Origin of the sequence: Endozoicomonas euniceicola (assembly GCF_025562755.1) — a bacterium.
Classification (GTDB): Bacteria; Pseudomonadota; Gammaproteobacteria; order Pseudomonadales; family Endozoicomonadaceae; genus Endozoicomonas_A; species Endozoicomonas_A euniceicola.
Genome location: NZ_CP103300.1, coordinates 1,741,178 through 1,766,396, shown reverse-complemented (window position 1 = coordinate 1,766,396; position 25,219 = coordinate 1,741,178). Strand labels below are relative to the sequence as shown.

10 protein-coding genes are annotated in these 25,219 nt (G+C 43.9%); 4 read left to right on the top strand and 6 right to left on the bottom strand.

Annotated features, from left to right (window positions below; translation table 11 throughout):
- Window positions 1–26: 26 nt before the first annotated feature.
- From NX720_RS06880 to ahpF, 3 genes are all read left to right on the top strand, one after another.
- Entirely contained in the window at window positions 27–2,942 is a 2,916-nt protein-coding gene (locus tag NX720_RS06880) for a hypothetical protein (protein WP_262600273.1), read from the top strand.
- 137 nt (window positions 2,943–3,079) lie between these two features.
- Complete coding sequence (gene ahpC, locus NX720_RS06875) at window positions 3,080–3,649, top strand: alkyl hydroperoxide reductase subunit C (protein ID WP_262600272.1); 570 nt, start codon at window positions 3,080–3,082, stop codon at window positions 3,647–3,649.
- A gap of 83 nt (window positions 3,650–3,732) precedes the next feature.
- Window positions 3,733–5,307 (top strand): alkyl hydroperoxide reductase subunit F, encoded by a 1,575-nt coding sequence (ahpF, locus tag NX720_RS06870; protein WP_262600271.1) that lies wholly within the window; start codon window positions 3,733–3,735, stop codon window positions 5,305–5,307.
- Window positions 5,308–5,598: 291 nt separating this feature from the next.
- On the opposite strand, the gene NX720_RS06865 is transcribed toward ahpF, so the two are convergent.
- On the bottom strand, window positions 5,599–8,115 hold the full coding sequence (locus tag NX720_RS06865; protein WP_262600270.1) for a hypothetical protein: 2,517 nt from the start codon (window positions 8,113–8,115) through the stop codon (window positions 5,599–5,601).
- A gap of 1,238 nt (window positions 8,116–9,353) precedes the next feature.
- Between NX720_RS06865 and NX720_RS06860 the strand changes: the two genes are divergently transcribed.
- On the top strand, window positions 9,354–10,361 hold the full coding sequence (locus tag NX720_RS06860; RefSeq protein WP_262600269.1) for an AraC family transcriptional regulator: 1,008 nt from the start codon (window positions 9,354–9,356) through the stop codon (window positions 10,359–10,361).
- Window positions 10,362–10,397: 36 nt separating this feature from the next.
- Here NX720_RS06860 and NX720_RS06855 read toward each other — a convergent pair whose 3' ends face one another.
- From NX720_RS06855 to NX720_RS06835, 5 genes are all read right to left on the bottom strand, one after another.
- Window positions 10,398–12,152, bottom strand: coding sequence for a hypothetical protein (locus NX720_RS06855; protein ID WP_262600267.1), 1,755 nt, complete (start codon window positions 12,150–12,152; stop codon window positions 10,398–10,400).
- A gap of 1,128 nt (window positions 12,153–13,280) precedes the next feature.
- Complete coding sequence (locus tag NX720_RS06850) at window positions 13,281–14,903, bottom strand: hypothetical protein (RefSeq protein WP_262600266.1); 1,623 nt, start codon at window positions 14,901–14,903, stop codon at window positions 13,281–13,283.
- 1,128 nt (window positions 14,904–16,031) lie between these two features.
- Window positions 16,032–18,950 carry a hypothetical protein gene (locus tag NX720_RS06845; protein ID WP_262600265.1) on the bottom strand — a complete coding sequence of 973 codons (2,919 nt, stop codon included), beginning with the start codon at window positions 18,948–18,950 and terminating at the stop codon, window positions 16,032–16,034.
- Window positions 18,951–19,264: 314 nt separating this feature from the next.
- Window positions 19,265–21,991, bottom strand: a complete 2,727-nt coding sequence (locus NX720_RS06840) for a hypothetical protein (RefSeq protein WP_262600264.1) — start codon at window positions 21,989–21,991, stop codon at window positions 19,265–19,267.
- Window positions 21,992–22,097: 106 nt separating this feature from the next.
- Window positions 22,098–25,190 carry a hypothetical protein gene (locus tag NX720_RS06835; protein WP_262600263.1) on the bottom strand — a complete coding sequence of 1,031 codons (3,093 nt, stop codon included), beginning with the start codon at window positions 25,188–25,190 and terminating at the stop codon, window positions 22,098–22,100.
- Between the last annotated feature and the right edge of the window lie 29 nt (window positions 25,191–25,219).

The window sequence follows — 25,219 nt, the reverse complement described above, 5'->3', positions numbered from 1 at the left end:
TAAAACCGTTACCCCGTGAGTGAATTATGCAATACATCAAGAGATTAGTCGGCGTTTTTCTTTTAATATTTCTGCTTTATCCTGAGGAATCATTTTCTTCTGATAGTAGTGTTTGCGACAGATTGTCCGGTAACGACCAGCAACCCTGTCTGGATTTTATCAAAAAATACCCTGGAGACTACCAGGCAGAGGACCTGAAAAAGGATAGTGAAATTTACCTTTACAATAAAAGCAATACTCTTTTCTTTCTTGATGAGGACACTGTTTTACCCTATCCAATCACTATTGTAAGATCGCATCGCATTGCCCTGTTTGGCGTAAAAAAAATTGACGGTAAAAAACCAAAATTGACCATTTTAGAGCAGCCGAAAGGTATACCAGAATCAATAATCCAAAAAGGTTTTAAAGAAGCTTATAAATACCGCTTAACTCATCCAGGTTATTACGGGAAGGAGATAATAGGTAGTATTAATCAGTGTGATAGCTGCTTAATCTCGGGCTTCTCTGTCAATAGAGATGTTCAAAATTATAATGGAAAAATAAAAAAAATGTTCACTATAAAAGGTAACCCTTCGGTCGTGCATTTAAATGATCTTGACGCAGCAGGGGATATGCACACTGAAGACGGTTACTTTTTCGCTAAAGGTATAAGTTCACTGGTAATATCAAACTTTACCGCTAGTAGTGATTCGGATATTAATGATAAAGAATTATCGAGTCCTGCAATTGCCATAGAAGATACACCTGACATCAAGTTTGAAAATATTTCAATAGATAACATTCATGTTATTGATTCTCGAAGAGCAGGCACCTTTAGAAAAACAATAAGTATTATTAATCCGGTCAACTTTACAATATTAAATGCAGATATTGTATCGAGTGGCATTGTAGAATCAACACGGCCTGCTTATGTAGGGCTTTTTATCTCGTTTGCTAATCCTGAGAAATATAAAAACACCCGGGTTAAGGGTGTTATTAATCAGTTTGATTTTATTGATTTTGGGAAGAAGACCGGAAGGGCAGAAGGCATACGCTTTGATGGTACGCCCGGTCATTGGGCAGGAATGGTGATGAAAACGTATCAACAGGTTAAAGGCTCAGTAACCGTCAAAGGCCTAACGGTAAATAAGGGTACTCTAAAAGCCAATATAATAAACCTTCCAAACCTTCAAATAACCGGGTTGGAAGCGCAGTCTGTGTCGATCAGCCAATTTAATAATGTAACGTCCACTGTTCCTGCATTGCTGATACCGACCCTGTCACAGTATCCCTCTACAAGCCACACTATCTCATTGCCCTCTATATCTCCGACATCTCCGACATCTCCGACATCTCCGACAGCGACAAGACCGGTCAGTGTCACCCAAACGGTAGCGCCGACACCCATTGACCGAGGGGCAGAAAACAGAAAAGCCTGTAACCGTCTTACTAAATCAGACAAACGGTTATGCCTTAAATTTATTGAAAAGAATCCCGATGATTTTGAAGTTAAGTCGTTAGCAGATAACACATCGATCTCTATTGTAAATCAGAGTAATAAACTTTTTATCATCAGTGGCACACAGCACTTATCTCATCCGATTATGATCGCAAACTGCAACAATATTGCTATTTTCGGTGTTAATAATATTAAGGGGGAACAGTCCATACTCAGGCCGGGTAAAAATTATAAAACAGCCTCCTATATAAAGGAAAACACTATAGGGACTGCTTTTAACTGCAATAATTGCATTGTCTCCGGATTCAGTTTTAAAACATGGATTTCATCAAAAAATAAAAATATAGACAGGCTTTTTAATGTTTCTGGTAAAAATACAGTCATTCATTTTAATAATTTGAATATAAAGAAAGAGTATATTACTAGTTATTTTGATATTGATGGTGTTAACTCAGTTAAAATAAGTAAAATTGCGATCAAATACCGGGATGATAAAGATGATAGGGTCTTTAGTCCGGCTATCAACGTTGTAAACACCAATAGTGTAGATATCAATAATCTTTCCATTATCAATTTTGACCCTTACCTGAATAACGATGCCGCTGGGCTGATCACTCTGGTCAACCCTGTCAGGTTCAGAATCAGAAATACAACGTTTAAAGGCTCTCTTTTCAGTGAAGATACTGATTATGGCTTAATAATGACGCCCATCTATGTCAGGTTTAATGATTTCAATAAATATAAATATATACGAGTCAATGGTCAGTTTAACAATATATCAATGACCCGTGATGGCGGCTGGCCTGTCCACTGGGCTGGTATTACGCTGGATGGCAAACCTGAAAGCCTGGCAAGCCTTTTTCGAGGACAGTATAAAAACATATCTGGGACAGTCAGCATACGAAATACATCGCTGCCAAATTTTGCTGGCAAAGTAAAAAAGGAATTTCTACCCAACCTGTGGGTTGACGATGGTACTTCATTGCCACCTGCTACAACCAACCCCACTACAAGGCTCCCCTCTGCAACAATGACTAAAACAGCTGCAATCGCAGCCACTGAAACAGGCGCGGTGCTGCCAGTAACAACGCTATCAAAAACAGCGATCATGCCAACAGAAACAGTGGTAGCTACAACCCCTGAAAAACAAACACCCGCTTTATCAACCTACAGTCAAACAATAACTCCGACACTGACGACATCAATAATAAGCCAACCTTTTCCAACAACTGCCGGAGCTTCTCAAGCAGGAATGCCTTTTACAGATGGCAGGATTAAGCCTTCCAGGGCTACTTCTGGTGTTGTTGCCAAATCGTCACATGGTAACAGTAACAGACCCGGTTCGGAGACAGAAAGTAGCGAGCTATCAACAGGAGCAATAGTAGGTGCCGGCGTAAGTGGTGTGGTTTTTCTTGCAGTGGCTACTATCGTAATTAGCCTTTACTGCCGTCAAAAGCTTAAGGCTCATCCGGAGGAGGCTGGTTTGCAGATGATGCTTAAATAGAAAAAAACTATCACACCGATTTTACCAATCAATTTTACGTTTTTTCCTGCGCTTCTTAGTATTAAACCCATCAACGGGACGCAGCAAAAAGCCGTCGTTCCGAACGATAAATACTCAAAGTATAAAGGTACGGAACCATGACTCAATCTCTGATCAACACCAAAATCAAGCCATTCAGCGCTACTGCTTTTCACAATGGCGAGTTTGTCGACGTGACCGAAGAAAGCCTGCTGGGCAAGTGGTCTGTTGTGGTCTTCTACCCTGCGGATTTCACCTTCGTCTGCCCAACCGAGCTGGGTGACGTGGCGGATCACTACGCCAGGCTGCAAGAACTGGGTGTGGAAGTTTACTCGGTGTCTACTGACACTCACTTCACCCACAAAGCCTGGCACGACAGCTCTGAAACCATCAACAAAATCAAGTTCCCAATGGTGGGCGATCCAACCGGTACAATTACCCGCAACTTCGGTGTGATGATTGAAGAAGACGGTCTTGCTCTGCGCGGTACTTTCATCATTAACCCGGAAGGTGAAATCAAGGCGGCTGAAATCAACGACCTGGGTATTGGTCGCTCCGCTAAAGACCTGCTGCGCCGTGTACAGGCTGCCCAGTATGTGGCGACTCACGACGGTGAGGTATGTCCGGCTGCATGGCAGCCAGGTGAAGAGACTCTGGCGCCTTCTCTGGATCTGGTTGGCAAGATCTAAACCGCAAAATCGTTATACGTCAGGGGACACACCGGAGATGGTGGATTGTTCCCTGATGATTCAGGAAAAGGATTGGAATCATCATGTTAGATGCAAATATTAAAGCTCAACTCAACACTTACCTGCAGAATCTCAAGAGACCCGTTGAGCTGGTTGCGTCTCTGTCAGGTGATGAAAAATCCAGAGAAATGTCCGGGTTGATTGACGATATCGTTGAGCAATCCAGTCTGGTGACGCGGGTGGAAGGTAATAATAGTCGCAAGCCGTCTATGGGCATCCGTTCTCCGGACTCTGGTAGCCGGATAGAGTTTGCTGGTTTACCCATGGGACACGAATTTACCTCACTGGTGCTGGCACTGCTGCACAGTGGTGGACATGATGCAAAATTGTCCGACGACCTCGTTACGCAGATTAAAGGGCTGCCGGGTCAGTATCATTTCGAAACCTATGTTTCTCTCAGCTGCCAGAACTGCCCGGATGTCGTCCAGGCACTCAACAAGATGGCGGCCATTAATCCCAATATTACCCATGTCATGATTGATGGGGCTCTTTATCAGGAAGAGGTCGATAGCCGTAAGGTGATGGCAGTACCTTCCGTTTTCCTGAACGGAGAATCCTTTGCCCAGGGACGTATTTCCCTTGAAGAAATCCTGAACAAAATCGACACCAACGCTGGTGAACGACAGGCAGAAGCGATTAATGAAAAAGAAGCCTTTGATTTGCTGGTGGTCGGTGGTGGCCCGGCAGGAGCGTCCGCTGCTGTTTACGCAGCCCGTAAAGGCATTCGTACCGGTGTAGTAGCGGATCGATTTGGTGGACAGGTGCTTGATACCGTTGGTATCGAAAACTTTATCTCCGTTAAAGCAACGGAAGGTCCCAGGCTGGTCAGCAGCCTGGAAGAACATGTTCGTGATTACGATGTAGACATCATTACCAACCAGACAGCCAGCAAGGTGATTGCCGCTGAACAGACCGGCGACCTGATTGAAGTAGAGCTGGAAAGTGGTGCCAGACTGAAAAGCCGTTCTCTGGTTCTTGCCACTGGCGCGCGCTGGAGAGAGATGAATGTTCCGGGCGAACAAGAATACCGGGGGGCAGGTGTCGCCTACTGCCCACACTGCGATGGCCCACTCTTCAAAGGTAAGAAAGTGGCCGTTATTGGTGGCGGTAACTCGGGTATAGAAGCAGCGATTGACCTGGCCGGTATTGTAGAGCATGTGACCGTTCTGGAATTTGACAGCAAGCTGCGGGCAGATGAGGTATTGCAGAGAAAAGCCCGGTCGATGGGCAATATTGACATCATTACCGAAGCGCTGACTACCGAAGTACTGGGCGACGGTGAACGGGTAACAGGACTGAATTACACCGATCGCAGTACGGGTGAAAACAAAAGCATTGAGCTGGCCGGAATTTTTGTACAGATTGGTCTGGTGCCAAACACCGAATTCCTGAAAGGCGATGTTGAGCTGACTCCACGAGGGGAAATCATTACCTCAGCCCAGGGTGAAACGTCTATTCCCGGTGTGTTTGCCGCTGGTGATGTCACCGATTCACCTTACAAACAGATCATCATCGCTATGGGCAGTGGTGCAACAGCGTCTTTGGGTGCTTTTGATTACCTGATTCGGACACCGGTTGCGGCTGAGTTGGCGGCTTAGGGAAGCAGCAGAACATAATATACCGCTGTTGGCTGTTGGCTGTTGGCTGTTGGCTTTTGGCTTTTGGCGGTTGGCTGTATGAGCAGCTAATAGCCAAAAGCCAACAGCCCGGTAAGTTATTGAATGCTGCGCCCCTTAATTGTCGCTACTCCCATATCGTATATTGATAGCAAGAAATAATGTACTAATTCCATAATTTCTCATCTAAGATGATGAATTCACAATATTATGGTCGAATTTCAGGCAGGTGCTGTTTGGGGAACACTTTTAATTGCATCCGTTATACACTTATTACTTAAATTCAGGAGGAGTTTTTGGTGCCATCGGATCATTTTTTGATAGAGGATTTTTTAGAAGCTCGAGCAAATAAGCTGGATACTTCTCTCTATCAAAAAATAAGGGATGATTAAAGCCATCATCTTCAAAATCAGATTTCCATGTTGTGTCCCTATCCCATTTTATTTTCTTTCCTTTATCATCATAATATACATCCGACATCCTAAAAAGTAATGTTACAGAGTAATAATATGGCTGATTTTTGGCCATATTTTTATTTCTTGAATAAGAAGAAAATATCGGCCAATTATCTAGCCCGGAAAGGGACTCATCAACAGTTGCCAGCATGCTGTTTGGAGTTGACTTATTTAAAAAGACTTTCCTCCCTTGATAAAACCAGGGGTCATCGAAGCTGCCATCTCTACATAATATTTTTTTACAATGTGAATAAGTGTTAAACGGAATCGGAATATAATCCATATCAAAGTATGACCCACAGGTCGGAACATCATCTTTTCTTATAAGGTAACTCGATTTTTTTGCAGCAGATAAAATACAGCTACTCCCTCGAGATAGTAAAAGCACACGTAGCCCATTGAGATATGATGAAAATTTAATTTCAGGATTATCAGGTTGTAAAAGTGAGCTAATATCTATTTCTTTATCCGAAGGACAGAATTTTTTTCTTTTTTCATCACCCCAATCTATATGGTCAACATTAAAAAGAAATAAATTACGAACCCCCTTTAAAGCTACAGTGCTTGCAAAATCATCAAGTATCTTACTGTCATTATTTTTTTTATTTAAGGTTGAGCCACTGAACCATAAAATAACAAGCTTGTCAGGATTTCTGATAGCCCAGTCATATGCATTTTGTTGTACCGGATTGCGTTTTGTATTAGGGAGCGGGTGAGCTTCTTTAGAAGCTGGATGTTTAATCCAGATCAAAAAAACATAAGACTCATACTTTTTGTTACTTTTATTACTCATTCTAACTAAAGTAAAATCAGCTTTTTGCGCATCTCTAAATGACAATTCACTTTGGTCTTCTAATACAGAATCAAGAACATCGATTATTAACTCAGGAGGTATTTTTTTAGTAATATATGCTGTTGTGAGCATTTCTTCTATTAGTGAGCAATATCCTGGGTAATCTTGCCTTAGTTTTAAGTGGGCATCTTCATTAGAGCCAATATGTTTATCTTTCAAAAAATTTATACTTTTTTGGTCAAAATTAAGCTTACTAGCCACCCTTTCCCATTTGATTGAAAGGTTGAACTTAGCAAGCTCAATCACAGCGGCAGAAAGTGCCTCTCTGTCCGAAAATGAAGCTTCTGCTTTTTCATCTTGCTTTGTAACACCGTAAGAGGAAAAAGAAGCTGTGCCTGAAGAATTGAATTGTCTATCTTCTTCAAAGTTTGTTCTTTTAGCCGTGTGGATATCATAACTATTTTTATGCAACCTCTCATTTTTTTCTGCAGCGGTTGAGTGTCCCCCCGCTACTGAAATACCAGCTTCTGGCTTCTCCTCTTCGCAAGGTCCGTGACAAGACGGGCAGTCGATGGTCTTGCTGTATGTATGTTTATCTTTGTCAGGTGGCTCTTCCCCTTCATCGCCTTTTTTCCAGCCTCTCTCACTCTTATTATCCCGAGACGCTTTGTTTTTGCGGGCGTTTGAATTTGAGCCTTCTTGACTGCCTGCTGCCTCAGATGAACTGGCCTTGCGTTTTTTCTGATTCAGGTCTCCGCCTTCCTTATGGGGTACCTGCCTCCTATCGTAATGGCTTGAAAGATCAGCCGAAAACATAGCCCGGAACTGACGCGCCAGCGTTTCAAGACCAGAAACCAGAAACTCAGTTTGTTTTGTTGAAACGCTAATGTCGTCTGTTTCCAGCTGCAACTCCTGTTCCAGCCGTCTTCTCAATGCCTGGTAAACCAAACCCGCGTCCGTAAGTCGCCACCGGTCGTAGAACAGGGCTTCTTCATGTGTCAGCTCACCGGGAACAATGAGAATGCTCTGATAGACAGTGTTTACCTGGTGTTGAGACAGCGCCTGTTTCAGGGCGTCATCATCACGCTGCCACAGCTCCCGGTCATCAGTAGCCAGCGATGCCTTCAGGAATGACAAAATCCCCGGGGAACCCTGATCGTTTTCCGTTATTCCGGTTGCGGATGTATCCAAATCAGTCAGGTATTCAAGGTCAGCGGCAATCAGCATGATCCTGTTATCAAGAATCCGGGCCAGGTCACCATGACCCCGGGCTATGGCCTGTTGCATTTTTTTTCGGAGGATTTTTAACAGTTGTCGTTTATTTTCCAGATTCTTCCTGATCAGTTCTTCCGCTGAATCCTGCTCCGGGTACTCCTTGTCGCCATAGACAATGATCAGTGGCTCAGGCTCGGCATCGAAGGTGTAATGAGTGCTGTCATTATCGTCATCGTCATCGTCATCGTCATCATCACCGCCACTCCCGGAAGCCACCAGACTACCTGTGACGATACCTGCAATGTCCTTCAGAGCTTCGATATCCAAAAGTGCGAGGTAGCTTTGCGTCTGGATGTTGAGCAGTTTTTCGTACAAAGCAACCAGGCTGGCACTCCGGAGAATGTTGTCCCGGGTAATAACTACCCGCATAGAGGCATCACTCACAGAAACAACAGCGGCAGGATAAGGCGGTCTTTTAACAAGTCGCTGCCAGTTAGCAATCGCCTGATCCAGCTCTCCCTCAAGCCTGTTTCTTTTTCTGTCGTTTGCCTCTCTGGAAAAAGCACCGTCAGGAAGCAATCTGTTTTTTAACAGTGTTTTTAAAAAGGATGTCCGGGACGGTGATTCCGCCTGTAACGGGTTTTTGTGGCTCAATACGTTTCCGGGTCTGCCCGAAAAAACAACACCGGCGCTTCCGGCAGTTGAAAAAACGGTTGACAGGGAATAGAAAAGCAAACTGTCAGAGAAAGGAGAAAAAACTGCTCTGCTATCGTCAACAGGTTTAAAACATACCTGACCGCTGTCGGCTAAAAACGAATCAGCTAAAAACGCCTTTCCTGAAAAACCTGCCGTTAAATCACTGACTGGTTTACAGATAACACCGTCGGTGGCAGCAAAAAGCGCTGAACTGGCAAACAGGAAGATAATAAAAAGTCGTAAAAAGTCAGCACTCAGAGATGTCAAGTAATTATGCACCTTTAAGCTCCTGCCTACAGTTCGGAGTTATTGAAATTATGCACAAGACAACACTCAGCTAGTTCTCATCCCAAAACGTAGCCACCTGATAATCAATAAAATTTGATCTGAGAATGAATGAAGCTCATCTGCTTTTTATAAACTATCTTTCCCGGAGCCTTTAATCACAAGTGACAGCAAAGGACAGCAAAAAAGAAAAGGCTTCAAATGCGTAAAAAAAGCAATCAGCAGTGTAGTCTGAATTTCCTATGTACGGGACAAAAAGTCTCTACCAATATGAAATGAGCCTGCTGCTATTAGGGCTTTCGTCCATTGTTACGGGATAGTAGGCGTCAAGGTGCCTTTGGTTTCAGGCCTCGACCAGCTCGTAGAAATTGAAATCTTTGGCTTCTTATTAGTTGTTTTCTTTACCGTTTTTGTGGTTGCCGTCCCCCTGGTGCTCTGGATGAAGCGGGGAATAAAAAGCCGCTTTTAACCCTGACCATTTTCGTGACACTACGACAGTCATGGGAAAACAAGGAATCAGAGGCTTTAAGATCACCGATCCACAGGTTACTATTCTGCTTCATGCCCGAAACGATGTAATCACGATGGCACAAGGTTCTAAAGTCACTCCGTTCTCAATTCACAAAGGCTGGCGGGAGCTAATCCAGCAGGCGGCTGGTTCAATAGAGTTACCTCTGGAACCTCAGCAAGCGCATACCGGCGATATTGATGATATACGCGACACCAAAAAGATGCTGGCTCAGGCCTGCGAGGCTTCTGGTGATCCATTGTTTCTGGCTAAAATCGCACAAGGTGTTCAACCACTGACGTTTGGTTGCTACTCCCTGTCCCTGTGGTTGGCACCCAATCTGGCCACCCTGCTTAAAAATGCCAGTGATTACTGCGCTTACCTCTCTATGCCCCTGAGGCTGCACTACCACCAGACTGATACCGGGGATGCCGAGTTATGGTTGCTTAGCAGCCAGCCCTTTGATGAAGAAACCCGGGTTTCCCATCTGGGCATCACACTGTATCTGGCCGTCCTGCTGAAGTTTATTCATCAGGCTACCTCAGAGCCGGTGACGGATATAGAAGTTCAGATGGGTCAGGTAGCCTGTAGTGAAACGGTTCTTCAGCAATTTGCAGCTTACTGCCAGTGCTCTATCACTCTTAACCATCCAGTGCGAAAAATCCGTATTCGGGCAGAGCACCTGCAAACACCACTGAAACACGGTGACAGCGAGCTTTATCTGGGTGTCCTGAGCCTGTTGCGTAGTCAGGTCGAACAGATTTCGGAGCAGAATATTGTTATGCAGGTCTACCGGGTTCTGGACAGTAAGCCCAGTCTGGCTGATCTGTCGGAAAAGCAGGTGGCCTCAGAACTGTTCGTCAGTTCCCGCACCCTGAATCGCAGACTGGCCGCTCTGGGTATGAGCTACCGCAGCTTGCTGGAAAAATACCGTTTTGAAAAAGCCCTGCTGTTGATGCGTGATCCTGATATCACTATGACTGATATTGCTTTCCGGCTCGGCTTTTCCGACCTGAGTGCCTTTTCCCGGGCTTTTAAACGCTGGTCAGGAGTCAGTCCGAGCCAGAGCAGAAAGCAACAGTAAAATCTTCTGTTCCTTGAGTATTTCCGGGAAGTAATTTTATTGGCTTTGCTCAGGACTGAGTTTCAGTTTCCGCCAACTCCTGGCACTCTCAATATCGATAGCTTTGATGGCTGCATCAAGCCCGTTACTGATTATTTTCTTGCTGAGCTCAGCTCCAAGCTCCACCCATTCTTTGGCATGTTTAAAATTACCTCTTCTGGCTACTGCTTTAAGCCCTTTATTGGTGATTTTCTTGCTGAGTTCAGCTCCAAGCTCCACCCATTCTTTGGCATTTTTAAAATTACCTCTTTCGGCTGCCGCTTCAAGCCCCTTAGTAAGCTGATAAACTTCAGCAGAAGCACCATGCTTTATCCAGAATTGAGCATCATTGGAGTCTCCGCTCAAAATAGCGTTTTGAAGCCCCGCTTTAGTGATGTCTCTGGAGAGTGAAGCGTCACTTTTCAGATTTCTTTTTAGTATGCTGACATAAGCAGAGTAGGAATAGTTTGTGCCCTGCATGAGCTCTGGGGTGATCAATGAGGTAATGGTACTGCCTCCCAATTTAATCAGTACCTCTATAGCTTCGGTTTTATTCAGTGAAAATGCGTAATCCAACCCAGCCGTCAAAACTTCAGGCTGAGCTTGATTAATTAACATTTTTAGCAAATTGTCTTTATTCTCAGTACGTTCTACCATTCTGATCATGATCTTCATTATCTCGGTGGTGACAACAGCTCCCTGAGCTAAATAATCGTTTGCAATAGAATAAGAATAAAGGTTTTTGTAACACAAATCTTTGAGCAGCAGGGTCAAAGCAGGCTCATACCTTGTGCTTCCAAGACTATGCAAATTTTCAGTTCTCTCTGCATCGTTATCAGCCACGGCTTTTTCCAGCTCAGCATCAATATCTGTTTGATTAACTTTAGCTCCATTGTTTTTGAGTGATATAGCGTTCCAGTATTTTCTTTCCTTCACAGCGTTCACAAATTCGTTATCCAAAAAAGGCTGTGAGAATTTTTTTGATAGCCACTTAAGCCAAATTCTTGGGTAGGTATCTATTTCATCTTCAATCAGATCTTTGTATTCAGCTTTTAGTCCTGTCAATATCAGCTCATTCCATTCTTCAGACTCAATATCTATAAAATTTGATTCTATCCACAGATCTACCCAAGGCTCAATGGTTTTAACTCTGTCTCTCTCTTTTACGGGTTTTACGGGTTTTACGGGTTCATAGCCCAGTATTTGAAAAAACATACTTGTTAGAGTGGACCAAATACTCATCTCAGGTTCAGGTTCAGGATCGATAAATTGCGATAGCTTTTCTATTATGAAAGAAAGCTCCAGCGTAGCTCCTTTTTCTATCAGTTCATCTGCTTGTAAGAGCGCACCTACGTCACCAAATATTATGGTTTTTTTCAGTGCTTCATTCAGTCCTTTATTACCTTTCTTCTGAATAGGCCTTTTGGCAGCTTTCTGTTGCTCAAGACAATCCCAGCAGTAAAGTTTAGGCTCCACTCGTGGGTTCACGCCACACTGTGCGCATTTGATATTCCGGGACGGGCCGGGATGATCGCCATCTCCATCGCCCCTTTCACCCCTGCCATGATGTTTATTAATGTTATTGTCTGGTGTCTCAGACGGTTGATGCGATGCTTGCTGACCGCTATTTTGCTCGCCGCCACTTTGCCCACTGCTTTTCTCCTGTTCCCCTCCTGGCTGGCGGATGGGGGCAGGTGCCTTGCCCGGAATTAATGCGAGCTGACTTAAACGATCAAGTATTAACGTAGGATTGGTTCCATAAAGCTTGTTCAAATCAGGATTCTGTTTTACCCATTGCCAATAGGCCGCTGTGGGATCAACGGGGTTTTGTGATAATGCCCTGAGTACTCTCGGGTCCTGATGATGATTGCGTTTTGCTATTACCCTCCATAACTCTACAGGTATGGCTATATTGGTACTTCTCCAGCCGTCGTGCCAGACAACAAGGTAAATGGCCGGTCGCCTTTCTTGCTCTTTATAGGGCTGAAGCCCGATCTGGGTCAGGAGAATAGAAAGCTTGTCCAGTGACCATGCATAGAACGTTCGCTCTAAGCCGCCTCCGGGGCGTTTCCAGAAATCGTCTTTATCATCCGGGCCATCGTCAAAAGCTCCGCCGGATGCGTATACGTCACCTTTTCCACTATTCTGTGTTGGTTTTTCATAAGGCATTAAATAGTTTTTTGAGGAATTAATGGGGAGCTCATCTGCGGTGGTGATGACAACCTGAGTGGGTACAGGGGCTTCATCCTCAGTCGTTTTCGCATTATTGGTGAAAGATGCGCAGTCGGAATTAAAACGCCACTTTCCCGGGTCATAATGGACAACATCACGCCCGGAAACTGACTGGATTTTTAAAAGCACTGATACATTGTGACCTTGAGAAGGTTCGTTAATTAAACTGCCATTATTGGATGAAGTAAAATGGGTCGGATCAGATGATTTACTCCGGTAGAAAGAGACTTCTTTTCGAGACTTGAAACAAAGTCGTATATAAGTGTTGTCGGGAAGAGCCTGATTATCAGAAGACTTTTTTCCAGTGGTGAGCCACTCAACCAGAATACTTCCCGGGTTTATTAAGTAGCTGTTGTCTTCTTGATTACTGGAGGTTCCTACCGTTTTTATTGAGGGTTCTCCCCGTGTATATTGAGTTTGTATAAAGGCATGGGCAACAGGGCTGCAAAGGGAACCGATAAAAAAGAGACAAAAAAAACCAGCCAGCCAGTGGAATATAAACTGACTGAAACTTTTATTTTGCTTCATGACGGGTCACTCTGATTTTGCCGAGCTCAGAGTCTAGTCAGTATTTTATGAGATGCAAATAGAGCAGAAAGCAACAGTAACATCTTCTGTTCCTTGAGTATTTCCGGGAAACATTCAAGGAACCTGTTCCGGAAAGTAATTTTATTGGCTTTGCTCAGGACTGGGTTTCAGTTCCTTCCACTCCCCGAAGCTCTCAAAATCACTCCTCTTGATGGATGCTTCAATCCCTTTATTGATAATTTCCTGGCTGAGTTTAGCGCCAAGCTTCACCCATTTTTTGGTAAAACTAAATGCACCTTTTTTGACTGCCGCTTCAAGCCCCTTAGTGAGCTGATCAACGTCAGCAGAAGCACCATGCTCTATCCAGAGTTCAGCATCATTGGGGTATCCATTCAAAATAGCGTTTTGAAGCCCCGCTTCAGCGATACCCCTGGAGAGTGAAACGTCAACTTCTTCCAGCTTTTTTAGTATGTCAGCATAATAAGAGTAGGAATATTGGCTGCTCTGCATGAGCTCTACGGTGATCAATGGGGTAATGGCACCGCATCCCAATGTAATCAGTGCCTCTATAGCTTCGGTTTTATTAATTGAAAATGCGTGATTCAACCCTGCCTCCAAAACTTCAGGCTGAGCTTGCTTAATTAACTCTCTTAGCAACGCTTTTTTATGATGAGTAAATTCACTTATAGCGAATTTCATGACCTCGGTGGTGACAACAGCTCCGTGAGTGAAATAATTGTTTGTAATAGAATAAGATTCACGGTTTTCGGAACATAAATTTTTGAGCAGCAGGGTCATAGCAGGCCCGTAATCTGTGCTTCCAAGGCTAACTAAAGTTTTAGTTCTCTCTACATCGTTATCAGCCACAGCCTTTTCCAGCTCAGCATCAATATCTTTTTGATTAACTTGGGCGCTATTGCTTTTTAATGTCCGTGCGTACCAGTATTTTCTTTCCTTCAAAGCTTTCACAAATTCGCCATCCAAAAAAGGCTGTGAGAATTTTTTTGATAGCCACGTAAGCAAAATTTTTGGGTAGGTATCAATCATGCCTTCCATCAGGTCTTCGTATTGCGCTTTTATTTCTTCCAGGATCAGATTATTCCATTCTTCAGACTCAGTATCTATAAAATGTGATTTGATCCACAGCTTTACCCAAGGCTGAATGTCTTCGATTCTATACCACTTTTTTACGGGTTCAGAATGAAAAAACATACTTGTCAGAGTGGACCAAATACTCATCTCAGGTTTAGGGTTGAAAAATTCCGATAGCTTTTCAATTATGAAAGAAAGCTCCAGCGTAGCTCCTTGTTCTATCAGTTTCTCTGCTTGTGAGAACGTATGTAAGTCACCAAATATTGTGGCTTCTTTCAGTGCTTCATTCAGTTCTGTATTATCTTTCTCCTGAACCGGGCTTTTGGCAGCTTCCTGTTGTTCAAGACAATCCTGACAGTAAAGTTTAGGCTCCACTCGTGGGTTCACGCCACACTGTGCGCATTTGATATTCCGGGACGGGCCGGGATGATCGCCATCTCCATCGCCCTTTTCACCGCTGTTATGATGTTCATTGATGTTATTGCCTGGTGTCTCAGGCGGTTGATGCGATGCTTGCTGGTGGGTGTTTTGCGTGCCGCCACTTTGCCCACTGCTTTCCCCCTGTTCCCCTCCTGGCTGGCGGACGGGGGCAGGTGCCTTTCCCGGGATTAATGCGAGCAGACTTAAACGATCAAGTATTAACGTAGGATTGGTTCCATAAAGCTTGTTCAAATCAGGATTCTGTTTTACCCATTGCCAATAGGCCGCTGTGGGATCAACGGGGTTTTGTGATAATGCCCTGAGTACTCTCGGGTCCTGATGATGATTGCGTTTTGCTATTACCCTCCATAACTCTACAGGTATGGCTATATTGGTACTTCTCCAGCCGTCGTGCCAGACAACAAGGTAAATGGCCGGTCGCCTTTCTTGCTCTTTATAGGGCTGAAGCCCGATCTGGGTCAGGAGAATAGAAAGCTTGTCCAGTGACCATGCATAGAGTATCCGCTCTAAGCCGCCTCCGGGGCGTTTCCAGAAATCGTCTTTATCATCCGGGCCATCGTCAAAAGCTCCGCCGGATGCGTATACGTCACCTTTTCCACTATTCTGTGTTGGTTTTTCATAAGGCATTAAATAGTTTTTTGAGGAATTAATGGGGAGCTCATCTGCGGTGGTGATGACAACCTGAGTGGGTACAGGGACTTCATCCTCAGTCGTTTTCGCATTATTGGTGAAAGATGCGCAGTCGGAATTAAAACGCCACTTTCCCGGGTCATAATGGACAACATCACGCCCGGAAACTGACTGGATTTTTAAAAGCACTGATACATTGTGACCTTGAGAAGGTTCGTTAATTAAACTGCCATTATTGGATGAAGTAAAATGGGTCGGGTCAGACGATTCACTCCGGTAGAAAGAGACTTCTTTTCGAGACTTGAAACAAAGTCGTATATAAGTGTTATTGGGAAGAACCTGATTATCAAGAGACTTTTTTCCAGTGGTGAGCCACTCAACCAGAATACTTCCCGGATTTATTAAGTAGCTGTCGTCTTCTTGATTACTGGAGGTGCCTACCGTTTTTATTGAGGGTTCTCCCCGTGTATATTGAGTTTGTATAAAGGCATGGGCAACAGGGCTGCAAAGGGAACCGATAAAAAAGAGACAAAAAAAACCAGCCAGCCAGTGGAATATAAACTGACTGAAACTTTTATGTTGCTTCATGACGGGTCACTCTGATTTTGCAGAGCTCAGAGTCTAGTCAGTATTTTATGAGATGCAAATAGAGCAGAAAGCAACAGTAACATCTTCTGTTCCTTGAGTATTTCCGGGAAACATTCAAGGAACCTGTTCCGGAAAGTAATTTTATCGGCTTTGCTCAGGACTGGGTTTCAGTTTCTTCCACTTCCTGGCACTGTGAAGATCATTATTTTTGATGGATGCTTCAACCCCTTTATTGATAATTTTCTGGCTGAGTTTAGCTCCACGCCCCACCCATTTTTTGACATAAGCAAAATCACCTCTTTCGGCTGCAACTTCAAGCCCTTTATTGATAATTTCCTGATTGAGTTCAGCTCCAATACGCATCCATTCCATGGCAGAATCAAAATCACCTTTTCTGATTGTCGCTTCAAGCCCTTTATTAAGCTGGTCAACGTCAAAAGGAGCACCAAGTTCTATCCACCCTTTGGCAGCACTTGATCTACCATGTTCGGCTGCCTTTTCAAGCCCCTTAGCAAGCTGACTAGCGTCAGCAACAGCACCAAGTTCTATCCACCCTTTGGCAGCACTTGATCTACCACATTCGGCTGCCTTTTCAAGCCCCTTAGCAAGCTGACTGGCGTCAGCAACAGCACCAAGTTCTATCCACCCTTTGGCAGCACTTGATTTACCACGTTCGGCTGCCTTTTCAAGCCCCTTAGCAAGCTGACTAGCGTCAGCAACAGCACCAAGCTTTATCCATTGTTTAGCTTTGTTGGAACTTCCTTTCAAAATAGCTTCCTGAAGTCCTGCATCTGCGATACCCGGAGAGAGTAAAGCGCCATCAGCTAGATTAAGGGCATACTGAAAGTAGGAGTATTTGCCGCTCTGCATGAGCTCTACGGTGATCAATGAGGTAATGGTATCACCTCCAAATTTAACCATTGCCTGTATAGCTTTGGTTTTATTAATTGAAAATGCGTGATTTAAGCCAGCCGCCAAAACTCCAGGCTCAGCTTGCTCAATTAAGATTTTTAGCAATTCTTTCTTGTGGTTGGTGTATTTGCTTATTGCGGTCTGCATGATCTCGGTGGTAACGACAGCTCCATGAGCAAAATACTTGTTTGCAATAGAATAACAACCATGGTTTTTGGAACACAGATCTTTGAACAGCAGGGTCATGGCAGGCTCATACTTTGTGTTTCCAAGCATAACCAAATTTTTAGTTCTATTTACATCGTTATCAGCAACAGTTTTTTCCAGCTCGGCATCAATATCTGCTTGATTAACTTTGGCTCCATTTTCTTTAAGTAACTGAGCGTTCCAGTCGTTTCTTTCCTTCATAGCATTCGCAAATTCGTTATCCAACAAAGGCTGTAAGAATTTCTTTGGTAGCCATTTCAACCAAATGATTGGGTATACATACAATTCTTCTTTATACATATCTCCAAGTTCTGCCTTTAGTCCCGCCGATATCATTTTATTCCATTCTTCAGACTCAATATCTATAAAATGTGACTTGATCCACAGGTCTACCCAAGGCTCAATGATTCTAGCTCTGTTTTGAATACTCATCTCAGATTCATGATTGATAAATTCCGATAGCATTTCTATTATGAAAGGAAGCTCCAGCGTAGCTCCCACTTTTATCAGTGTCTCTGCTTCAATGAGCGCACGAGGGTTATCAAATTTGGTGGCTTCTTTCAGTGCTTCATTAAGTTTTGTATTATATTTCTCCTGAACCTGGCTTTTGGCAGCTTCCTGCAGATCAAGACAATCCTGACAGTAAGGTTTAGACTTCACTACCGGTTTGCCGCAATTCATGCATTTAATATTCTGTGAAGGGGGATGATCACCGTCGCCATCATCAGCCTTTCCATCTCTGCCACGATGCTCATTTATGCTTTTGTCTGATGGCGCAGCAGGTTGGTTCGATGTTTGCTGTTGGGTCTTTTGCGCCTCGCCACTTTGCCCACTGCTTTCCCCCTGTTCCCCTCCTGGCTGGCGGACGGGGGCAGGTGCCTTGCCCGGGATTAATGCGAGCAGACTTAAACGATCAAGGACTAACGTAGGATTGGTTCCATAAAGCTTGTTCAAATCAGGATTCTGTTCTAGCCACTGCCAATAGGCCGCTGTGGGATCGACTGGATTTTGTGATAATGCCCTGAGTACCCCCGGGTCCTGATGATGATTGCGTTTTACCATTACCCTCCATAACTCTACAGGTATGGCTATGTCGGTACTCCTCCAGCCGTCGTGCCAGACAACAAGGTAAATGGCCGGTCGCCTTTGTTGCTCTTTATTGGGCTGAAGCCCGGTGAGGGTCAGGAAAATAGAAAGCTTGTCCAGTGACCACTCATAGAGCGTTCGCTCTAAGCCGCCTCCGGGGCGTTTCCAGAAATCGTCTTTATCATCCGGGCCATCGTCAAAAGCTCCGCCGGATGCGTATACGTCACCTTTTCCACTATTCTGTGTTGGTTTTTCATAAGGCATTAAATAGTTTTTTGAGGAATTAATGGGGAGCTCATCCGCGGTGGTGATGACAACCTGAGTGGGTACAGGGACTTCATCCTCAGTCGCTTTGGTATTATTGGTAAAAGATGCGCAGTCGGAATTAAAACGCCATTTTCCCGGGTCATAATGGACAACATCACGCCCGGAAACTGACTGGATTTTTAAAAGTACTGATACATTGTGACCTTGAGAAGGTTCGTTATCTAAACTGCCATTATTGGATGAAGTAAAATGGGGCGGGTCAGATGATTTACTCCGGTAGAAAGGGACTTCTTTTCGAGACTTGAAACAAAGTCGTATATAAGTGTTATTGGGAAGAACCTGATTATCAAGAGACTTTTTTCCAGTGGTGAGCCACTCAACCAGAATACTTCCCGGGTTTATTAAGTAGCTGTTGTCTTCTTGATTACTGGAGGTTCCTACCGTTTTTATTGAGAGTTCTCCCCGTGTATATTGAGTTTGTATAAAGGCATGGGCAACAGGGCTGCAAAGGGAACCGATAAAAAAGAGACAAAAAAAACCAGACAGCCAGTGGAATATAAACTGACTGAAACTTTTATGTTGCTTCATGACAGGTCACTCTTATTTTTCCAGACTCAGAGTTTAGTCAGTCTTTTGTGATATACAAAAAATAATCAATCTTGATCCGTTCAGCCAACCATTTGGCTTTATTTGCCAACCCTGTAAGGCGTGAACCATGTTAGGGAAGCAGCAGAACATAATATACCGCTGTTGGCTTTTGGCGGTTGGCTGTATGAGCAGCTAATAGCCAAAAGCCAACAGCCAAAAGCCCGGTAAGTTATTGAATGCTGCGCCCCTTAGCTGGCTAAATTCCCGTTAATGGTTGAAACGTCCAGTGCCCAACTATTCTGCTAATGAACCGGTCAAGATTGATTTTTACGGCCCCTGTTGTATTTTTTTGTCCCGTACTTTAGCCATGGTAGCTTCTCGAACATGCGAGAATCAAAGCTGTTTGGATCTAAATATTTCACATTCTTTCTGGCCTTAGCCCTCTTAATAAGATTATTCATAATGATGGCTTTATTAATTACTGCAAAGAATGTTTCCTGGCTGGGTATAGCTCCAAGCTCTACCCATTCTCTTATAAATTCTAAATTACCTTTTTGGGCTGCCTTTTCAAGCCCCTTATTAAGCTGGTCAACGTCAAAAGGAGCACCAAGTTCTCTCCATTCTTTGGCAGAAGTTGATCTACCACGTTCGGCTGCTTTTTCAAGCCCCTTAGCAAGCTGACTAGCGTCAGCAACAGCACCAAACTTTATCCAGTGCTTAGCTTTGCTGGAACTTCCTCTCAAAATAGCTTCTTGAAGCCCTGCATCTGCGATACCCGGAGAGAGTGAAGCGCCATCAGCTAGTTCATGGGCGTATTGAGAGTAGGAATATTTGCTGCTCTGCATGAGCTCTACGGTGATCAATGAGGTAATGGTATCGCCTCCCAATTTAATCAGTGCTTCTATAGCTTTGGTTTTATTAATTGAAAATGCGTGATTCAACCCAGCCACCAAAACTTCAGGCTGAGCTTGCTTAATTAACTCTTTTAGCAACTCTTTTTTGCGATAAGTGTATTTACTTATCGCGGTCTTCATAATCTCGGTGGTAACGACAGCTCCGTGAGCGAGATAACTGTTTGCAATAGAATAAGAATCATGATTTTTGGAACACAAACCCTTGAGCAGCGGGGTCATAGCAGGCCCATAGTTTGTGTCTCCAAGCATAACCAAATTTTCAGTTCTCTTTACATCGTTATCAGCCACAGCTTTTTCCAGCTCGGCATCAATATCTGCTTGATTAACTTTGGCTCCATTTTCTTTGAGTAACTTAGCATTCCAGTATTTTCTTTTCTTCACAGCGTTTGCAAATTCGTCATCCAAAAAAGGTTGTGAGAATTTTTTTGATAGCCATTTAAACCAAGTGATTGGGTATTTATACAATTCTGCTTTATGTTTATGTGTATCTCCAAGTTCTGCCTTTAGTCTTGCCCATATCAGCTTATTCCATTCTTCAGACTCAATATCTATAAAATGTGACTTGATCCACAGGTCTACCCAGGGCTCAATGGTTCTAACTTTGTGCCGAATAGCCATCTCTGGTTTATGACCGATAAATTTCGATAGCTTTTCTATTATGAAAGAAAGCTCCAGCGTAGCTCCCGCTTTTATCAGTGTCTCTGCTTCTGAGAGCGCATGTGGGCTATCAAATATTGTGGTTTTTTTCAGTGCTTCATTAAGTTCTGTATTATCCCTTTCTTCGTCCGGGCTTCTGGCAATTTTCTGCTGATCAAGACAGTCCTGACAGTAAGATTTAGACTCCACTACCGGCTTGCCACAATTCATGCATTTAATATTCTGTGAAGGGGGATGATCACCGTTGCCATCATCAGCCTTTCCATCTCTGCCACGATGCTCATTTATGCTTTTGTCTGATGGCGCAGCAGGTTGGTTCGATGTTTGCTGTTGGGTCTTTTGCGCCTCGCCACTTTGCCCGCTGCTTTCCCCCTGTTCCCCTCCTGGCTGGCGGACGGGGGCAGGTGCCTTGCCCGGGATTAATGCGAGCAGACTTAAACGATCAAGGACTAACGTAGGGTTGGTTCCATAAAGCTTGTTCAAATCAGGATTCTGTTCTACCCATTGCCAATAGGCCACTGTGGGATCAACGGGGTTTTGTGATAATGCCCTGAGTACCCTCGGGTCCCGATGATGATTGCGTTTTACCATTACCCTCCATAACTCTACAGGTATGGCTATATTGGTACTTCTCCAGCCGTCGTGCCAGACAACAAGGTAAATGGCCGGTCGCCTTTCTTGCTCTTTATAGGGCTGAAGCCCGATCTGGGTCAGGAGAATAGAAAGCTTGTCCAGTGACCATGCATAGAGTATCCGCTCTGAGCCGCCTCCGGGGCGTTTCCAGAAATCGTCTTTATCATCCGGGCCATCGTCAAAAGCTCCGCCGGATGCGTATACGTCACCTTTTCCACTATTCTGTGTTGGTTTTTCATAAGGCATTAAATAGTTTTTTGAGGAATTAATGGGGAGCTCATCCGCGGTGGTGATGACAACCTGAGTGGGTACAGGGACTTCATCCTCAGTCGTTTTCGCATTATTGGTGAAAGATGCGCAGTCGGAATTAAAGCGCCACTTTCCCGGGTCATAATGGACAACATCATGCCCGGAAACTGACTGGATTTTTAAAAGTACTGATACATTGTGACCTTGAGAAGGTTCGTTATCTAAACTGCCATTATTGGATGAAGTAAAATGGGTCGGGTCAGATGATTTACTCCGGTAGAAAGAGACTTCTTTTCGAGACTTGAAACAAAGTCGTATATAAGTGTTATTGGGAAAAACCTGATTATCAAGGGACTTTTTTCCAGTGGTGAGCCACTCAACCAGAATACTTCCCGGATTTATTAAGTAGCTGTCGTCTTCTTGATTACTGGAGGTTCCTACCGTTTTTATTGAGGGTTCTCCCCGTGAATATTGAGTTTGTATAAAGGCATGGGCAACAGGGCTGCAAAGGGAACCGATAAAAAAGAGACAAAAATATCCAGCAAGCCAATGAAACATAAACTGACTGAAACTTTTATGTTGCTTCATGACAGGTCACTCTGATTTTTTCCAGACCCAGAGTTTAGTCAGTCTTTTGTGATATACAACAAATAATGTAAGTACTCAAAAAACGGTATGTGAGGCAAACCTGAATTTATATTTTTTTGTCCCGTACCTTACTCCGTTGTAGCTTCTCGTACGTTTGAGAATCAGAGCTGTCTGGATCTAAATAGTTCACATTCTTCATGGCCTTAGCCCTCTCAATAAGATTCTTCATAATGATGGCTTTACTCATTACTGCAAAGAATGCTTTATGGCTGGGTATAGCTCCAAGCTCTACCCATTCTCTGATAAATTCTAAATCATCTTTTTGGGCTGCATTTTCAAGCCCGTTATTAAGCTGGTCAACTTCAAAATGAGTACCAGGTTTTATCCGTTTTTTGGCAGAAGTCGATCTGACATGTTCGCTTTCCTTTTTAAACCACTTGTCAAATTGACTACCAGAATTAAATCTACCAAAAGCTACTATCCAGCATTTAATTTTGCTGGAATCTCCAGTCAACATAGCTTCGTCATACTCGTCGCTCGATTTAGACGCAGTGCTGTTTGGGTATAGATAGTCCAAATGCTTCCAGGCCTTAGCCCTCTTAATACGACCCTTCATAATGATGGCTTTATTAATTACTGCAAGGAGTGCTTTCTGGCTGGGTATAGCTCCAAGCTCTACCCATTCTCTGATAAATTCTAAATTACCTTTTTGGACTGCCTTTTCAAGCCCCCTATTAAGCTGGTCAACGTCAAAAGGAGCACCAAGTTCTCTCCATTCTTTGGCAGAAGTTGATCTACCACGTTCGGCTGCTTTTTCAAGCCCTTTAGCAAGCTGACTAGCGTCAGCAACAGCACCAAGCTTTATCCAGTGTTTAGCTTTGCTGGAACTTCCTCTCAAAATAGCTTCCTGAAGCCCTGCATCTGCGATACCCGGAGAGAGTGAAGCGCTATCAGCTAGTTCATGGGCGTACTGAGAGTAGGAATATTTGCTGTTCTGCATGAGCTCTACGGTGATCAATGAGGTAATGGTATCGCCTCCCAATTTAATCATTGCTTCTATAGCGTTGATTTTATTAATTGAAAATGCGTGATTCAACCCAGCCACCAAAACTTCAGGTTGAGATCGCTTAATTAACGCTTTTAGCAAATTTTTCTTATGACGGGTGTATTTACTTATTGCGTTCTGCATGATCTTAGTGGTAACAACAGCTCCACGAGCGAAATAGCTGTTTGCAATAGGAATAGAATAAGAACCGTGGTTTTTGGAAAACAAATTTTTGAACAGCAGGGTCATAGCAGGCTCATACTTTGTGTATTTAAGCCTAACCAAATTTTTAGTTCTCTTTACATCATTATCAGCCACAGCTTTTTCCAGCTCGGCAACAATATCTGCTTGATTAACTTTGGCCCCATTTTCCTTGAGTAACTGAGCTTTCCAGTATTTTCTTTCCTTAACAGCATTCACAAATTCGTCATCCAACAAAGGCTGTAAGAATTTCTTTGGTAGCCATTTCAACCAAATGATTGGGTATCCATACAATTTTTCTTTATGCATATCTCCAAGTTCTGCCTTTAGTCCCGCCGATATTATTTTCTTCCATTCTTCAGACTCAATATCTATAAAATGTGACTTGATCCAGAGGTCTACCCAAGGCTCAATGATTTTAGCTCTCTCTCGAATACTCATCTTAGATTTATGACCGATAAATTCCGATAGCATTTCTATTATGAGAGGAAACTCCAGCGTCGCTCCCACTTTTATCAGTGCCTTTGCTTCAATGAGCGCATGTGGGTTATCAAATATTGTGGCTTCTTTCAGTGCTTCATTAAGTTTTGTATTATATTTCTCCTGAACCTGGCTTTTGACAGCTTCCTGCAGATCAAGACAGTCCTGACAGTAAGATTTAGACTCCACTACCGGCTTGCCACAATTCATGCATTTAATATTCTGTGATGGGGGATGATCACCGTCGCCATCATCAGCCTTTCCATCTCTGCCACGATGCTCATTTATGCTTTTGTCTGATGGCGCAGCAGGTTGGTTCGATGTTTGCTGTTGGGTCTTTTGCGCCTCGCCACTTTGCCCACTGCTTTCCACCTGTTCCCCTCCTGGCTGGCGGACGGGGGCAGGTGCCTTTCCCGGGATTAATGCGAGCAGACTTAAATGATCAAGGATTAACGTAGGATTGGTTCCATAAAGCTTGTTCAAATCAGGATTCTGTTCTACCCATTGCCAATAGGCCGCTGTGGGATCAACGGGGTTTTGTGATAATGCCCTGAGTACCCTCGGGTCCCGATGATGATTGCGTTTTACCATTACCCTCCATAACTCTACAGGTATGGCTATATTGGTACTTCTCCAGCCGTCGTGCCAGACAACAAGGTAAATGGCCGGTCGCCTTTGTTGCTCTTTATTGGGCTGAAGCCCGATCTGGGTCAGGAGAATAGAAAGCTTGTCCAGTGACCATGCATAGAGTATCCGCTCTGAGCCGCCTCCGGGGCGTTTCCAGAAATCGTCTTTATCATCCGGGCCATCGTCAAAAGCTCCGCCGGATGCGTATACGTCACCTTTCCCACTATTCTGTGTTGGTTTTTCATAAGGCATTAAATAGTTTTTTGAGGAATTAATGGGGAGGAGGTCATCCGCGGTGGTGATGACAACCTGAGTGGGTACAGGGACTTCATCCTCAGTCGTTTTCGCATTATTGGTGAAAGATGCGCAGTCGGAATTAAAACGCCACTTACCCGGGTCATAATGGACAACATCACGCCCGGAAACTGACTGGATTTTTAAAAGCACTGATACATTGTGACCTTGAGAAGGTTCGTTATCTAAACTGCCATTATTGGATGAAGTAAAATGGGGCGGGTCAGATGATTTACTCCGGTAGAAAGAAACTTCTTTTCGAGACTTGAAACAAAGTCGTATATAAGTGTTATTGGGAAAAACCTGATTATCAAGAGACTTTTTTCCAGTGGTGAGCCACTCAACCAGAATACTTCCCGGATTTATTAAGTAGCTGTCGTCTTCTTGATTACTGGAGGTGCCTACCGTTTTTATTGAGGGTTCTCCCCGTGTATATTGAGTTTGTATAAAGGCATGGGCAACAGGGCTGCAAAGGGAACCGATAAAAAAGAGACAAAAAAAACCAGCCAGCCAATGGAATATAAACTGACTGAAACTTTTATGTTGCTTCATGACGGGTCACTCTGATTTTGCAGAGCTCA